General features: G+C 71.8%; 13 protein-coding genes. 8 read left to right on the forward strand and 5 right to left on the reverse strand.

What is annotated here, in order from left to right:
- Positions 1 to 41 precede the first annotated feature (41 nt).
- From WME83_RS30940 to WME83_RS30950, 3 genes are all read left to right on the forward strand, one after another.
- Positions 42 to 419 (forward strand): hypothetical protein, encoded by a 378-nt coding sequence (locus tag WME83_RS30940; protein ID WP_437313305.1) that lies wholly within the window; start codon positions 42 to 44, stop codon positions 417 to 419.
- Between the two features lie 80 nt (positions 420 to 499).
- Positions 500 to 1,108, forward strand: coding sequence for a DUF4166 domain-containing protein (locus WME83_RS30945; protein WP_437313306.1), 609 nt, complete (start codon positions 500 to 502; stop codon positions 1,106 to 1,108).
- On the forward strand, positions 1,105 to 1,641 hold the full coding sequence (locus WME83_RS30950; RefSeq protein WP_437313307.1) for a hypothetical protein: 537 nt from the start codon (positions 1,105 to 1,107) through the stop codon (positions 1,639 to 1,641). Before WME83_RS30945 ends, WME83_RS30950 begins: the two co-directional genes overlap by 4 nt.
- A gap of 33 nt (positions 1,642 to 1,674) precedes the next feature.
- On the opposite strand, the gene WME83_RS30955 is transcribed toward WME83_RS30950, so the two are convergent.
- The 3 genes from WME83_RS30955 to WME83_RS30965 form a co-directional block, all read right to left on the reverse strand.
- On the reverse strand, positions 1,675 to 2,562 hold the full coding sequence (locus WME83_RS30955) for a carbohydrate ABC transporter permease (RefSeq protein ID WP_437313308.1): 888 nt from the start codon (positions 2,560 to 2,562) through the stop codon (positions 1,675 to 1,677).
- 1 nt (position 2,563) lies between these two features.
- A complete protein-coding gene (locus tag WME83_RS30960; protein WP_437313309.1) occupies positions 2,564 to 3,496 on the reverse strand; it encodes a carbohydrate ABC transporter permease in 933 nt (310 codons plus the stop codon).
- Positions 3,497 to 3,606: 110 nt separating this feature from the next.
- Positions 3,607 to 5,019 carry an ABC transporter substrate-binding protein gene (locus WME83_RS30965; RefSeq protein ID WP_437313310.1) on the reverse strand — a complete coding sequence of 471 codons (1,413 nt, stop codon included), beginning with the start codon at positions 5,017 to 5,019 and terminating at the stop codon, positions 3,607 to 3,609.
- A gap of 543 nt (positions 5,020 to 5,562) precedes the next feature.
- Here WME83_RS30965 and WME83_RS30970 point away from each other — a divergent pair.
- The 3 genes from WME83_RS30970 (at position 5,563) to WME83_RS30980 (ending at position 11,366) form a co-directional block, all read left to right on the forward strand.
- Entirely contained in the window at positions 5,563 to 6,843 is a 1,281-nt protein-coding gene (locus WME83_RS30970; RefSeq protein ID WP_437313311.1) for an isochorismate synthase, read from the forward strand.
- 97 nt (positions 6,844 to 6,940) lie between these two features.
- Entirely contained in the window at positions 6,941 to 9,106 is a 2,166-nt protein-coding gene (gene pabB, locus WME83_RS30975; protein ID WP_437313312.1) for an aminodeoxychorismate synthase component I, read from the forward strand.
- Between the two features lie 85 nt (positions 9,107 to 9,191).
- A complete protein-coding gene (locus WME83_RS30980; protein WP_437313313.1) occupies positions 9,192 to 11,366 on the forward strand; it encodes an anthranilate synthase component I in 2,175 nt (724 codons plus the stop codon).
- Positions 11,367 to 11,693: 327 nt separating this feature from the next.
- Here the strand turns inward: WME83_RS30980 and WME83_RS30985 are convergent, their stop codons facing one another.
- On the reverse strand, positions 11,694 to 12,521 hold the full coding sequence (locus tag WME83_RS30985) for a GNAT family N-acetyltransferase (protein WP_437313314.1): 828 nt from the start codon (positions 12,519 to 12,521) through the stop codon (positions 11,694 to 11,696).
- Positions 12,522 to 12,686: 165 nt separating this feature from the next.
- On the opposite strand from WME83_RS30985, the gene argG reads away from it, so the two are divergent.
- The gene (gene argG, locus WME83_RS30990; protein WP_437313315.1) at positions 12,687 to 14,039 is read left to right on the forward strand and encodes an argininosuccinate synthase; all 1,353 of its coding nucleotides are present in this window, start codon (positions 12,687 to 12,689) and stop codon (positions 14,037 to 14,039) included.
- A gap of 133 nt (positions 14,040 to 14,172) precedes the next feature.
- On the opposite strand, the gene WME83_RS30995 is transcribed toward argG, so the two are convergent.
- Positions 14,173 to 14,307, reverse strand: a complete 135-nt coding sequence (locus WME83_RS30995; RefSeq protein WP_437313316.1) for a hypothetical protein — start codon at positions 14,305 to 14,307, stop codon at positions 14,173 to 14,175.
- Here WME83_RS30995 and WME83_RS31000 point away from each other — a divergent pair.
- A complete protein-coding gene (locus WME83_RS31000; protein ID WP_437313317.1) occupies positions 14,306 to 14,665 on the forward strand; it encodes a phage holin family protein in 360 nt (119 codons plus the stop codon). The two genes, WME83_RS30995 and WME83_RS31000, sit on opposite strands and share 2 nt — an antisense overlap.
- Positions 14,666 to 14,749: the final 84 nt, after the last annotated feature.

The following is a 14,749-nucleotide window of genomic DNA, read 5'->3' on the forward strand; positions in this document are numbered from 1 at the left end:
CGCGAGCACCGCGCGCGCAGGATCGGATAGAGTGGCGCCCCATGAACTCCTACGATCTGGTTACGTGCACGAGCTGCTACGGCGAAGGCGAGATCAACACCGACGCCGGCCCCTTTCTGTGCAAGGACTGTCACGGGAACGGCCGCATCTTTCCGACCGGCGAGCAGATCGAGGAGCGCATCCGCGAGATCGAGGTCAACCTGGAGCGCCACCCGCTGGAGGCGCGGCCGGAGACACGGTGGCTCGTGTTCGAGCTGCGGCGCACGCGCAAGCTGCTCTGGCAGATCCGGTCGCTCTGCGAGGAGACGGAGGGCGACGCGGAGAGCGCGCTCCTCGTCAAGATCCGCGACCTGGCCGACGCGGTCGTCGCGCCGAGGAGCCCCTCGCTGCCGCGCGAGATGCTCCCCGAGGACGGCTGACGAGAGGCCCCCACCGTACAGGCGATGGCTCGCGCGAGGCGCCCTCGCGCTCCTGCTCGATCGCGACGCGCGGTGCCCCGATGCCTGCCCTCTACCCTGCCCTCCTCGGCGCCGCGTGGGCGGCGCTCGCGCCGCCGGTCCAGGCGCTCCACGCGGGCGGCGCGCGCGCCCGCGGCCGCTTCCGCGTGCGCCGCGGCCGCGGGCTCGCGGCGCGCCTGCTCGCCGCCCTGCTGCGCATGCCCGCGGCGGCGGAGGACGTCGTCGTGACGCTCGCGGTCGAGCCTTCGGGCGACGGCGAGCGGTGGATCCGCAGCTTCGGCGGCCGCCTGCTCTGCTCGTCGCAGTGGCGCTCGGGGGAGCTGCTGGTGGAGGCGCTCGGCCTGATCCAGTGCTGGTTCCGGCTCCGGGCCGAGGGCGGCGCGCTCGTGTTCGAGCAGGCGCGGTCGACGTTCGGGCTCCGCGGCTTCGGGCTGCCGCTGCCCCGGTGGCTCGCCCCGCGGGTCGAGGGGCGGGCCGAGCCCTCGCGCGACGAGGTCCGCGTCGACGTGCGGATCTTCGCGCCGATCGCCGGGCTGCTCGTCGCGTACGAGGGCCGCGTGACGGGCGAGGATCGAGGCGCGGCGCCCTCCGCGCGCGCCGTCGCGCCGCCGCCGGCGCCGGGCGCGCCGCCGCCGGAGGGCGCCGCGTGATCACGGCGCTCGTGCTCCTCGCCGTGCAGGGCGCGCTCGGCGCGTTCGACACGCTCTACTACCACGAGTGGCGCGCCCGCCTGCCCGGCGGCGTGCCCGGCACCGCGCCCGAGCTCGTGCTGCACGGCGCCCGCGATCTCGTGTACGCGGTGCTCTTCGCCTCGCTGCCCTTCGTGCGCTGGGAGGGGCTCGCCGCGTGGGCGCTCGCGGCGCTCCTCCTCGTGGAGATCGCGATCACGCTGCGCGACTTCATCGTCGAGGACGAGGTCCGGAGGCCGCTCGGCGGCGTCTACCCGGGCGAGCGGGCGATGCACGCCGTGATGGGCATCGTCTACGGCGCCGCCCTCGCGCACCTGCTCCCCGAGCTCCGGCGCTGGTCGCTCGCGCCCACCGGCTTTTCCCGCTGGGACGCGCCGCTCGCCCTCCGCGTGATCCTGCCGCTCATGGCCGCCGGCGTGCTGCTCTCGGGGCTGCGCGATCTCGGCGCCGTCTACGGGCCTCGCTGGCTCCGCTTCCCCTGGGGGCGCGCGTGACGTGCTCCGTCGCCCGCGCCGCGCGCCGCCCGGTCAGCCCTTCACCGCGCCCGCCGTGAGCCCCGCGAGGATCCGGCGCTGGAAGACCAGCGTCAGCACGACCAGCGGCACGGTCACGACGATCGACGCCGCCATGGTCTGCCCCCAGGGGATCTCGTAGAGCCCGCTGGTCGTCGTCGAGAACGCCTGGATGGCGTAGGTCACCGTGCGCTTGTCCGGCGTCTGGGTGAACGAGAGCGCGAACAGGAACTCGTTCCAGGCGGCGATGAAGGCGAGGATGCCGGTCGTCGCCATCCCGGGGACCGACAGCGGCAGCATGATCTTGGTGAACACCTGCCACGGCGTCGCGCCGTCGACGTACGCCGCCTCCTCGATCTCGCGCGGGATCGCCTTCAGGAAGCCGGTGAGCACCCAGACCGTGAAGGGGAGCGTGAAGATGAGGTACGTCAGGACCAGCGCCGGCAGCTGGTTGTAGAGCTTGAAGAAGTTGATCATCTCGAACAGGGCGCCGAGGACGGCGATCTGCGGGAAGATGGTCATCGCCAGGACGACGTAGAGCACGGCGCTGCGCCCGCGGAACTGGAACCTCCCGAGCGCGTAGGCGGCCAGCGAGCCGACGGCGAGCGAGAGGGCCGTGACCGAGACGGCGACGATCACGCTGTTCAGCAGCGCCGTCTGGAACTCGCCGTTGTCCAGCACGAGGCGGTAGTTCTCGAGCGTCGGGCGCCCGGGCCAGTAGCGGACCGGGGTCGTGAAGAGCTCGTCGTCGGGCTTGATGGAGGAGACGAACGCCCAGACGAACGGGAAGACGGTGAACACGACGACGGCGGCGACGAGCAGGTAGAACAGGGCCCGCAACGCGCGCTGCGCCGGCGAGCGCTGCACCCCCGAGCCCAGCGAAGGACCTGAAGGACCGTTCATCTCACGCCTCCTCGGTGCGGAACACCGCGAGATAGATCAGGATGAACACGGCGATGATCAGGAAGAGGGCGACCGAGATCGCCGACCCGTAGCCGATGTTCGAGACGCTGACCAGCGTCTGCTGGGCGTACGTCGCCATGGTCTGCATGTCCGGCCGGTTGCCGAACATGACGAAGAAGACGTCGAACACCCGGAGCGCGTCGAGCGTGCGGAAGATGAGCGCGACCAGCATCGAGGGCTTGAGGAGCGGCAGGGTGATCCGGGTGAACTGCTGGAGCGGCGTCGCGCCGTCGACCCGCGCGGCCTCGTAGAGATCGCTCGGGATGAGCTGCAGCCCGGCGAGCAGGAGGAGCGCCATGAACGGCGTCGTCTTCCAGATATCGATGATGGCGACCGCCCAGAAGGACACGTCGGGGTCGGCGACGAAGGCGACGTTGCGCGGGAGGACGCCGAGCCGGTTGACGAGGAGATCGTTGAAGACGCCGTAGACGTCGTTGTACATCCACTTCCACATCTGGGCGGAGATGACGGTCGGTATGGCCCAGGGGATGAGCATGGCCGCGCGCACCGCCGAGCGCCCCTTGAACTGGGAGTTGACGAGGAGCGCGATGCCGAGCCCGAGGGCGAGCTCGCTCAGCACGGTGACGACCGTGAAGAAGACCGTGAGCAGGACCGCGTCGTGGAAGTAGCTGTCCTGCACGAGGTCGACGTAGTTCTGCGCCCCGACGAGCGTGGCCGGCTCCCCCGTGCCGAGGCGCGCGTTCGTGAAGCTCAGGTAGAACGTCTGGGCCAGGGGATAGAGGGCGACGAAGGCGACGACCACGAGCGTCGGCAGCAGGAACAACCAGGCGCGCCGCTGGCGCCGCCTCTCGAACGACGCGTTGTCCGCGCGGGGCGCCGCGCTCGTGGCCTCTCTGTTCTCCGGCGTGCTCATGGGATGATCCGTTCTCGCGAGGTGGTGTGGCCGGGAGATCTCGGGTTTCGACGACGCACGCCGCGCGCCGCGGCGCGGCGTCGAAACCCGGGCGACGCGACGGAGCCGGGTCAGCGGAGCGCGCGCGTGAGGCGCTGCTCCACCTGCCCGAGCACCGCCCTCGGCTCCTTGCCCTGGAGGACCTGGCTCACCCCCTGGAAGAACGCGATCGACGCCTCGTTGTACCGGGCGCCGGTGCTGTTCGAGGGGCGCGGCACGAGCGCGATGTCCTTCGCGTTCGCCAGGAAGGGCAGCGACTTCACCACGTCCGGGTCCTGCTGCACCGACGGGATGGTCGGGATGAACGAGCCCGCGGTCGCGCGGAACTTCTGCGCCTCGGGGCTCGTCATGTAGCGGACGAACTCGATGGCCGCGTCCTTGTTCGGCGAGAACTTCGAGACGGCGAGCTGCCACCCGCCGACCGTGCCCGAGCTCTTCTGGCCGGGCTCGTGCGGCAGCGGGCCCGCCCCGAACTTGCCCTTGATCGGCGACTTGTCGGCGTTGCCGGCCGCGTAGGCATAAGGCCAGTTGCGCATGAAGGCGGCGTGGCCGCCCTGGAACGTGTTGCGGGCGTCCTCCTCCTCGTAGCTCGTCACGCCGGCGGAGGAGATCGAGCCCACCCAGCCCTTGGCCCGCGCGAGCGCCTTCTGGGCGCCCGGGTTGTTCACGGTGATCTTGCCGTCCTCGATGATCGCGCCGCCGCCGTGCGAGGCGATCCACTCCAGCGCGTTGCAGGTCAGCCCCTCGTAGGCCTTGCCCTGCCAGACGAAGCCGAGGAAGTTCGGATTGCTCGCGCGCTCGCCGTCCTGGATCTTCTTCGCCATCTGCTCGAGCTCGTCCCACGTCTCCGGCGGCTTCTTGTAGCCGTATTTCTCCAGCAGATCGGTGCGGTAGTAGAGCAGCCCGAAGTCGGTGAACCACGGCATCGCCACGAGCTTGCCGCCCACCGTGTTGTTCCGCACGATGCTCTCGATGTGCTGCTTGGCGGCCTCGCCGAGCTTCTCGTTCAGGTCGACGAGGTTCTGCGCGAAGGCGCCGGGCCAGATGACGTCGAGCATCATGACGTCGACGTCCCCGGACTGCGCCTGGAAGAGGCGCTGGTAGACAGCGTAGGTCTCCGTCGCGTCCTTGGGCCTCGGGATGATGGTCACCTCGATGCCGGTGTCCTGCTGGAACTGCTTGACCATCACCTTGTCGAGCTCGGCGCCCACCCCCAGCGGCTCGCTGTAATATTTGAGCTTGCTGCCGGCGTGCTTCTTCGCCTCGGCGGCGTTCGGCACCGCGGGGGGCTGCGCCTTGATCGCCGTGTCGCCCGGCGCCTCGGCGACCGCGGCCGCTGTCGCGGTCGTGGCGGCGGCGGCGGGAGGGCGGCTCTCGCCGGCAGGCGGGCTCTTGTCGCCGCGACAGGCGCACAGCCCGACGACGAAGAGGAGGAGCGCTGTGGCTCGCCACGCGCGGGGGTCATGTTGCCGAGTGGGGTCCATCGCAGGATCCTTTCTGAGCTCAGTCCTGAAGAAGTTCGACATGCCCGGGGCCTCGGAGCTATCGAGACACGCCGCTCCCGAGCGCCGCGAAGGTGAAGCCTGCGGAAGCATCGAACAATTGCGCGCTCCGGGGCAAGGGATCTCACCGCGTCGCTCCGGCGGCGCCGAGGGCGAGCGCCCTCGGATCACAGAAAGGACGGAGCACCGCTCTCTGTGCTGACGGCGGGTGGCGCGGCCGCGACAAGGCGTTTGGCGAGCGCGACAGTCGGAGATGAGACGCGGAGCGAGGTGCGCAGGGCTTCGCGACGCGAGCGCGCATCGTTTGCGCGAAGCAGAAAGCGCCATTTCAGCGGCCGAACGCCGCGCCCTCGCCCCCTCGGCGCGGGCTGCTTTGCGCTTGCGGAGCCTTTCCGGAGGCGGTAGAGCCGATGCTGCGCGGCCGGCGCTCGCGATCCGGCATGGAGCCGCGGGCTCTCGGCCTGCCGGTTCCAGGCTGGTCCTGCCGGGCAGGACGAGCCCGAACCGACCTGCGCACGGCTGTGCATGACCCCCCTCACGCTCTCCTCTCCGGCCGATGCCGCCCGCCTCGCGGCACGGCTCGTCGCCCGCACCGTCCGGCTCGACGCTGACACGCTCGCGCGGATGCCCGGCGGCATCTCGTCGCTCGCGGGAGACGGCGCGCGCGTCTGGATGCACCCCAGCACGCAGCTGATCGCCCACGGGGTCGCCGCCCGCCTGGAGCTGCCGAGCGGCATCGAGGGCGGCGTCGCGTGGATCCAGGAGGCGCTCTCGTCGATCGCCGCCTCCGACGCCGTGGGCCGCCCGGGCTGCGGCCCGGTGGCGCTCGGCGCCCTGCCGTTCGACCGGACCGAGCCGGCGGCGCTCGTCGTGCCGGCCCAGGTCGTCGGCGTGGCGCCCGACGGGACCGCGTGGGTCACCACCGTCGGCGAGGGCGCCGCCCCCGCGCCCCACCTGGAGCGGGCCGAGAGCCACCGGCGCTCGCCCGACAGCTTCACCCTCAAATCCGCGCTCCCGCACGAAGAGTGGTGCGGGCGCATCGCGCGCGCGGTGGCCGACATCCAGCACGGGGACCTCTCCAAGGTCGTGGTGGCGCGCGCGGTCGACGTCGAGGCGAACCGGCCCATCGTCGTCGAGGAGGTCCTGCGCCGCCTCACCGCGCTCTACCCCTCGTGCGCGATCTTCCACGTCGACGGCTTTCTCGGCGCGAGCCCGGAGCTCCTGCTCTCGCGGCGCGGCCGCGCCGTCTCCTCGCACCCGCTCGCCGGCACGTACGCGGTCTCGGCCGACGTCGACGCCGATCGCCGGTTCTCCGAGGTCCTCCGGAAGTCGGCCAAGGACCAGCGCGAGCACCGCTTCGTGGTGGAGGCCGTGGCCGCGGCGCTCGCCCCGGAGTGCGCGTCGCTCGACGTCCCGAGCGAGCCGTCGATCCTGAGCCTCCGCAACGTGATGCACCTCGGCACCCCGATCCACGGCCACCTCAAGGAGACGGCGCCGGACGCGCTCACGCTCGCCGCGCGGCTGCACCCGACGCCCGCCGTGTGCGGCACCCCGCGCGACGCGGCGGAGGCCTGGCTGAGCGTTCACGAGGGCATCCGCCGCGGGCTCTACGCGGGGCTCGTGGGCTGGGTCGACGCCCGCGGCGACGGCGACTGGTTCATCGGCATCCGGAGCGCGACCGTCGACGGCGCGCGCGCCCGCATGGTCGCGGGCGTCGGGGTCGTCGCCGGCTCCAGCCCGGAGGCCGAGCTGGTCGAGACGCAGCTCAAGCTCCAGGCCATGCTCGCCGCCATCATCCGCCCTTGACGCCAGGGCCGCCGCCCGGGCGCCTCACCCGCGCCGCGCGCCGCGCCGGCGGGGTCGCGCTTTCGGCCGCCGCGCGGGCCCGGAGGGGAGCTTCGCCGTGAAGACACTCCTCATCGACAACTACGACTCGTACACCCACATCCTCGGGCAGTACCTCTGGGAGGTGAACGGCGAGGAGCCGATCGTCGTCAGGAACGACAGCCTCTCGCTCGCGGAGATCAGGGACCTGGAGGTGGACGGCATCGTCCTCTCGCCCGGCCCCGGCCGCCCCGAGCGGCGGGCCGATTTCGGCGTCTGCACGGACGTGATCGAGGCGCTCGCCGACACGCCGATCCTCGGCGTCTGCCTCGGCCACCAGGGGCTCGCGGCGCGCTTCGGCGGGCGCGTCCAGCACGCGCCGCGGGTGATGCACGGCAAGGTCTCGGAGGTCGAGCACGACGGCACCGGGCTGTTCGAGGGCGTGCCCAGCCCGTTCCAGGTGGTGCGCTACCACTCGCTGATCGTCGGCGACGACGCGCTCCCGCCCGAGATCGAGGTGACCGCCCGGACGCGCGGCGACGGGCTCATCATGGCCCTCAAGATCAAGGACCGGCCGCTCTACGGCGTGCAGTTCCACCCCGAGTCGATCGGCACAGAGCACGGCAAGAAGATCCTCGGCAATTTCCGTGACATCGCCATGAAGGCAGCCCGCGGCCGGAGAGCTCCGCGCGCCGGCGGGCGCGCGCCTTCCGCGCCGGGGGACGCCCGGGCGCGCGGCCGCGTGCGGCACCTCCGGCTCCCCTGGGTCGACCCCGAGCGGGCCTTCGCCGGCCTCTTCGCCGCGGCGCCGTACGCGTTCTGGCTCGACTCGAGCGCGGCGGGCCGCGACGGGCGCTTCTCGTTCATGGGGAGCGCGACCGAGGCCATCGAGAGCCGCGGCGCGGCCGTGACGCGGTGGAGCGCTGGCGGCCCCGGGGGCCTCCTCACCCCGGCCATGTCCGAGGGGAGCCCGTTCGCCGTGCTCCGGCGGGAGCTCGCGTCCGTGTCGCTCGAGCCGAGCGGCCTGCCCTTCCACTTCACCGGCGGCCTCGTGGGATACCTCGGCTACGAGCTCAAGGAGCACCTCGGCTTCGGCGCGTCCGCCCACCCGCGCCGCGCGCTCCCGGACAGCGCGATGATGATCGCGCGGCGGCTCCTCGCCTTCGACCACGTCGAGCGCGCGGTGTACGCGTGCGCGCTCGTCACGGACGAGCCTCCGCCGCCGCCGTCGCCCTCGCCGCAAGAATGGCTCGACGAGATCGCGGCGCGCCTCCAGGGCCTCCCGGCCCTCCCGGAGCTCGCCCTCCCGCCCGTCCCGGAGGGCTTCGCCGATCGCGTCGCGCACGCGCCGCGCCTCTCGCGCCGGGAGCACCTCGACGCCGTCGAGGCGATCCTCGGCGAGATCCGCGAGGGCGAGACGTACGAGGTGTGCCTCACGAACGAGTTTCGCGTGCGGACCTCGGTGGACCCGTTCGCCCTCTACCGCGTCCTGCGCCGCACGAACCCCGCGCCGTTCTCGGCCTACCTCCGGCTGCCGGACGGCGCTGTGCTGTCGTCCTCGCCCGAGCGGTTCCTCTCGGTGGACCGGGAGCGGCGCGTGCGCAGCGAGCCCATCAAGGGGACGCGACCGAAGGGCGCCACCGAGGAGGAGACGCTGGCCCTGCGCCGCGATCTCGCGACCAGCGACAAGGACCGCTCCGAGCTCCTCATGATCATCGACCTGGTCCGCAACGACCTCGGTCGGGTCTGCGCCATGGGCTCGATCGAGGTCGAGGAGCTCCTGCGGATCACGGAGCACGCGACCCTGCTCCAGCTCTCCTCGGTGATCACGGGCGCGCTGCGCGAGGGCCGCTGCGCCCTCGACGCGCTCGAGGCGTGCTTCCCGGGCGGCTCGATCACCGGGGCGCCGAAGCACCGGACGATCGCGATCATCGACGCCCTGGAGCGACGCGCGCGCGGCGTGTACACGGGCTCGATCGGGTACCTCGCCTACGAGGGCCCGATGGACATGAACATCGCCATCCGCACCCTCGTCGCCGACGGCGAGGGGGTCAGCTTCGGCAGCGGCGGCGCGGTGGTCGCGGAGTCGAGCCCGGAGGCCGAGTACGAGGAGGTCCTCGTCAAGAGCTTCCCCCTGCTCCGCGCCGTCTACCTCGCGGAGCGCGTCGCGGACGCTGGCCGAGCGACCGCGCCGTGCGCGCGCGCGATGGGCGTGGCGCGCGCGGCGCGCGCGGCACGCGGATGACGTGCCCGACGGACCCGTGCGCGCGAAGAAGAAGCGGGTGCGGCGCGTATGCCGCACCGCGTATACTCGCCGCGCAGAAGGAGACGTGGTCGTGAAACGAGAGAGCAACATTACGCGGAGGGGCGTCGCGGTCCGGCGGGAGGTCGAGGACCTCGCCGTCGACGGCGCGATCCAGCCGATCGTCGAGGCGCTCGACAGCCACCTCGGCGTGGTCCTGGCGTCGAGCTACGAGGTTCCGGGCCGGTACACGCGCTGGGACATCGGCTTCGTCGATCCTCCGCTCGTGCTCGTCTCGCGCGGCCGAGACTTCCGGTTCACCGCGCTGAACGAGCGCGGGCGCGTGCTCCTGCCGGCCATCGAGGAGGCCCTCCGGGGCTACGAGCCGCTCGAGGCCGTCGAGCGCCGCGCGGACGAGGTGGCCGGCGCGGTCCGGCCGGCGGGCGAGCGGGTGCCGGAGGAGCTGCGCAGCCGGCAGCCGTCCATCTTCTCGGTGCTGCGGCGGATGATCGAGCTCTTCGGGGTCCCGGGCGATCCGCTCTTCGGGCTCTACGGCGCGTTCGCGTACGATCTCGCCTTCCAGTTCGAGCCCATCCGGCTCCGCCTCGAGCGCCCGGCGGACCAGCGGGATCTCGTCCTCTACCTCCCCGACGAGATCGTCGCCGTCGACCACCGCCGCGAGCGGGCGACGCGCACGCGCTACGAGCTCACGTTCGGTGATCGCTCGACCGACGGGCTGCCGCGCGACGGCGCGACGCGGCCCTACGTGGGCGCCCACAGCGCGCCGCCGAACGAGTACGCGCCGGGCGAGTACGCCGCGCTGGTGCGGGTCGCGCGGGAGTCGTTCAAGCGGGGCGATCTCTTCGAGGTGGTCCCGGGCCAGACGTTCTACGAGCCGTGCCCCGTCGCGCCCACCGAGCTGTTCCAGCGCCTGCGCGAGCGCAACCCGGCGCCCTACGGCTTCCTGATGAACCTCGGCGAGGCCGAGTACCTGGTCGGCGCCTCGCCGGAGATGTACGTCCGCGTCGAGGGCAACCGCGTCGAGACGTGCCCCATCTCGGGCACCATCCCGCGCGGCAGCGACCCGATCGCCGACGCGGCGCAGATCGCGCGCCTGCTCGCGTCCGCGAAGGACGAGTCGGAGCTGACGATGTGCACGGACGTCGATCGCAACGACAAGTCCCGCATCTGCGTGCCGGGGAGCGTGCGCGTGATCGGCCGCCGGCAGATCGAGATGTACTCGCGGCTGATCCACACGGTCGATCACGTCGAGGGGCGGCTGCGCGACGGGTTCGACGGGCTCGACGCGTTCCTGGCGCACACGTGGGCGGTCACGGTCACGGGGGCGCCGAAGGCCTGGGCCATGCAGTTCATCGAGGATCACGAGCGCTCCCCGCGCGCGTGGTACGGGGCCGCGGTCGGGCTCATCGGCTTCGACGGCAGCATGAACACGGGGCTGACGCTGCGCACGATCCGGATCAAGGACGGCGTGGCGCAGGTCCGGGCGGGCGCGACGCTGCTCTACGACTCGGATCCCGACGAGGAGGAGCGCGAGACCCACGTGAAGGCGTCGGCGCTCATCGACGCGATCCGGAGGCCGCGCGGGGTGCCCACGGCGGCGCCGGCGGCGATCAACCCGGTGCCGGGGGGCGGCCTCAAGGTGCTGCTCGTCGATCACCAGGACTCGTTCGTGCACACGCTGGCCAACTACCTCCGGCAGACGGGCGCCGAGGTGATGACGCTTCGCGCCGGCTTCCCGCACGAGGAGCTCGACGCCTACGCGCCCGATCTGGTGGTGCTCTCGCCGGGCCCTGGCACCCCGAGCGATTTCGATCTCTCGGGGACGCTCTCGGCGCTGCTCGAGCGGCGGCTGCCGGTGTTCGGCGTCTGCCTCGGCCTGCAGGGGATGGTCGAGCACTTCGGCGGCAAGCTCGGCGTGCTCGACTACCCGATGCACGGCAAGGCCTCGAAGGTGCGCGTGCTGGGCGGGCGCATCTTCGAGGGGCTGCCGCGCGAGTTCCACGCGGGGCGCTACCACTCGCTCTACGCGCTGCGCGACGCGCTCCCCTCGTCCCTGAAGATCACGGCGGAGACCGAGGACGGCGTCGTCATGGCGATCGAGCACGCGGAGCTGCCGATGGCCGCGGTGCAGTTCCACCCCGAGTCGATCCTCTCGCAGGACGACAACGTGGGGCTGCGGCTCGTGCGCAACGCGGTGGCCGAGCTGCGCCGGGGGGCGCGCGCTGAAGCGGTAAAGCGATAGGGCGACGCCGGGCCGGGCCCCTCGATCACCCGGCCCCGCGAGAGGGAGTGAGCCGCGCGGCGCACTCCCTCTCGCGGGTTGGCTGAACCGTTTTGAACCGTTTCAGACCACAAAATGAAAAAGCGCCGCCGGGGCCTCGGGGGGGGGAAAGGCCACGCCAGCGACGCTGGGCTCCCTTAGAGCACCGACCGTGCCATGGCGTGATTCCGTCGTCGTCGGGCATTTCGCAGGGTCGTCCGGGGCGATCGTTTCGCTTCTGCAATTGCAGCGCTGCACGCCTGCAAACACGGGGCGTCGCGAGGAGAGCCTTGCGGCGCCGGGGGAAGCTCAGGTCGGCAATCGCTGGCTCCCCTTTCGCTGTACAAAGACACCCTTGCTGTAGGCCATGAAGAACCCGAGCCGCAGGGCATTGCGCTCGGTGGGGATACCCGGGCTCGCGCTGATGCACGCCAGGCGGCGGCCCCGCTCGCGCACCCGCTCGAGGCGGCGGACGATGAGCAGCTGCTGAATGCCGCGCTCGCGGAACCGGGGGAGCACCGAGGCGCCGAAGAGCGCGGCGCCGTCGCCGGCGATCTCCACGCTGCCGCCGCCGGCGGGCTCGCCGTTCACGAGCGCCAGGTACGAGTCGCAGCCGGGCTGCGCGACCACGCGGCGGGTGATCTCGAAGAGCGCCGGCGTGATCGGCTCGTCCTCGGCCCGGAAGCCGCTCGTCGACACCTCGATGAACGCCCGGACCTGCGCCTCGTCGCCCGGATCGACGCGCACGATCTCGAGGCCCGCGGGGCCATTGTGCGGCACCAGCGCGCGGAGATCCTCGTCCGGCGCGAGCTCGCGCGCGAGCACGTTCTCGAACTCGCGCAGCACGAACCCGCGCTCGGCGAGGCCGCGCACCAGCGACTCGTGCGCGAAGGGACAGACCTGGATCTGCGGCTCCATGTCCCGCGCCGCGTAGAACGCCACGAGGCGATCGAGGTCCTCGTCGGAGACGGGCCCAGCGAGCCCGAGCCCCGCGGCGAAGTTGCCCCAGGAGCCGTCTCCATCGAAGGCCATCCACCCGCCCGCGATGGGCTCGGCGCAGGCGACCACGGAGGAGGTGCCGATCGCCAGCCGGCGCTCCTCGATCCGGGCGATCTCGACGTACGAAAGCTTCGGCATGGGCGTGTACCTCATCGGAATCGGAGAAGGATGAGAAGGGCTCGCGCGACACGGCGCCCGCCATCCTAGTACCTCGCCGCCCAGGCGGCCCGCCCCCTGCGGCGCGCCGCCGCCCCGCGATCTCCGCTCGCGCCTCCGCGGGCGTTGCGATTATGCTGCGCCGCCATGAGTAGGATCTTCCGTTCACTTCCCCCGGCCGGCACCCACCTCGGGATCGCGTTCTCGGGCGGGCTCGACACGCGGTGCGCGGTGGCGTGGCTCTCGCGCAACGGGCTCAAGGTGCACGCGTACACCGCCGATCTGGCGCAGCCGGACGAGGACTCTCCCGGCGACATCCCGCCGATCGCCCTGCAGCACGGCGCCGTCTCCGCCAAGCTGGTGGACTGTCGCGACGCCCTCGTCCGCGAGGGCATCCTGGCCATCCAGTGCGGCGCGTTCCACCTCTCGACGGGCGGCAAGAAATACTTCAACACCACGCCGCTCGGCCGCGCGGTGACCACGACCGCGATCGTGCGCGCCATGCGCGACGACGACGTCCACGTCTTCGGCGACGGCAGCACGCACAAGGGCAACGACATCCAGCGGTTCTATCGCTACGGCATCTTCGTCGACCCCTCGCTCAAGATCTACAAGCCCTGGCTGGACCCGAAGTTCGTGGGAGAGCTCGGCGGGCGCAAGGAGATGAGCGAGTACCTCGAGCGCCACGGCCTGCCCTACCGCATGGGGACGGAGAAGGCGTACAGCACCGACGCCAACGTGCTCGGCGCGACGCACGAGGCGAAGGATCTCGAGCACCTGAACACCGGGATCAAGATCGTCCAGCCCATCATGGGCGTCGCCTCCTTCCGGCCGGAGGTGGCCATCGAGGCCGAGACGGTCACCCTCGGGTTCGAGCGCGGCGTCCCGACGACGATCAACGGCAAGCGCTTCGGCTCGCTGTTCGAGCTGTTCGTCGAGTGCAACCGGATCGGCGGGCGCCACGGGCTCGGCATGAGCGATCAGATCGAGAACCGGGTGATCGACGCGAAGAGCCGCGGCATCTACGAGGCGCCGGGCATGGCCCTGCTCCACGCCGTCTACGAGCGGCTCCTGTCCGCCATCCACAACGAGAACACCCTCGACGTGTACTTCACCCAGGGCCGTCGCCTCGGGCGCCTGCTCTACGAGGGCAAGTGGTACGACCCCGAGGCCATGATGCTGAAGGACGCGCTCTCGCGCTGGATCGCGCCGGGCGTCACCGGCGAGGTGACGCTCGAGCTGCGCCGCGGCGACGACTACAGCATCGTGAGCACGCGCGCCGACTACATGGCCTATGCGCCGCACAAGCTCTCGATGGAGAAGGTCGAAGAGGCCTACTTCACCCCGGAGGACCGCATCGGCGCGCTCGAGCTCCAGAACCTGTCGGTGACGGACAACCGCCAGTTCCTGATCCACCTCATCGAGAGCACCCAGGCCCTCGGCCCCGGCGGCGCCCCCGCCATCGGCGAGCTGCTCGGCGGCGACAAGCCGAAGGAGTGATCGGGCGAGGCGGCGCGCCGCCTCTCTCGTCGCCGGGCGCGCGCGTGTTCACCAGCGCGCGCGACGCCTGGTCGCCGGAGCTGCCCGGCTGCTCCCCGGAGCAGCTCACCTGAAGCTGCTCACCTGAAGCTATTCACCCGAACCGGAAGAAGCGTCCGGGTGATCCCCTCCCGTGCGGGGCGGGGTTGCGCTCGGTCCGCACCTGGGTCACCAAGAACGGGCGAACGCCGGCCCGCCACGAGCGGTGCCGGCCCAGGGAGGTGGTCATGAAGACGCTCATCATCCAGGCGATCGCCGCGGGCATCGCGGTCCTCATCGGCGCGAAGCTCATGCCCGGCGTGCGGATTCGCAGGACCCAGACGGCGCTCGTCGTCGCCGCCGTGTTCACGGTGCTGAACCTCCTCCTCGGATGGCTCGTGAAGTTCCTGGTCGCCGTGGCGCTCCTGCCCGCCGCCATCCTCACGCTCGGCCTGGCCTATCTCTTCTTCGGCCTCGTCGTGAACTCCGTGCTGCTCTGGGCGACGGACAAGCTCATCGACGACTTCGAGATCCGCGGGCTCGGGTCGCTCTTCGGCACGGCCGCCCTGGTCTCCTTCGCCGGGTGGCTCCTGCCGCGCATCCTCTGAGCTGCCCCGACCTCCCGGTCGACACGGACCGCGAGGCCAGCGGGCCGCGCCGCGGCGCCGATCGGCCGCGGCGCTCCTCGTCGA

The organism is Sorangium sp. So ce385 (assembly GCF_051474135.1).
Classification (GTDB): Bacteria; Myxococcota_A; Polyangia; order Polyangiales; family Polyangiaceae; genus Sorangium; species Sorangium cellulosum_D.

Excerpts from the sequence above, each read along its gene's own strand:
- WME83_RS31000 (WP_437313317.1), top strand. The coding sequence starts at position 14,306 with ATGAAGACGCTCATCATCCAGGCGATCGCCGCGGGCATCGCGGTCCTC.
- WME83_RS30940 (WP_437313305.1), top strand. The coding sequence starts at position 42 with ATGAACTCCTACGATCTGGTTACGTGCACGAGCTGCTACGGCGAAGGC.
- argG (WP_437313315.1), top strand. The coding sequence starts at position 12,687 with ATGAGTAGGATCTTCCGTTCACTTCCCCCGGCCGGCACCCACCTCGGG.
- WME83_RS30985 (WP_437313314.1), bottom strand. The coding sequence starts at position 12,521 with ATGCCGAAGCTTTCGTACGTCGAGATCGCCCGGATCGAGGAGCGCCGG.
- WME83_RS30945 (WP_437313306.1), top strand. The coding sequence starts at position 500 with ATGCCTGCCCTCTACCCTGCCCTCCTCGGCGCCGCGTGGGCGGCGCTC.
- WME83_RS30955 (WP_437313308.1), bottom strand. The coding sequence starts at position 2,562 with ATGAACGGTCCTTCAGGTCCTTCGCTGGGCTCGGGGGTGCAGCGCTCG.
- WME83_RS30995 (WP_437313316.1), bottom strand. The coding sequence starts at position 14,307 with ATGACCACCTCCCTGGGCCGGCACCGCTCGTGGCGGGCCGGCGTTCGC.
- WME83_RS30960 (WP_437313309.1), bottom strand. The coding sequence starts at position 3,496 with ATGAGCACGCCGGAGAACAGAGAGGCCACGAGCGCGGCGCCCCGCGCG.
- WME83_RS30965 (WP_437313310.1), bottom strand. The coding sequence starts at position 5,019 with ATGGACCCCACTCGGCAACATGACCCCCGCGCGTGGCGAGCCACAGCG.
- WME83_RS30970 (WP_437313311.1), top strand. The coding sequence starts at position 5,563 with ATGACCCCCCTCACGCTCTCCTCTCCGGCCGATGCCGCCCGCCTCGCG.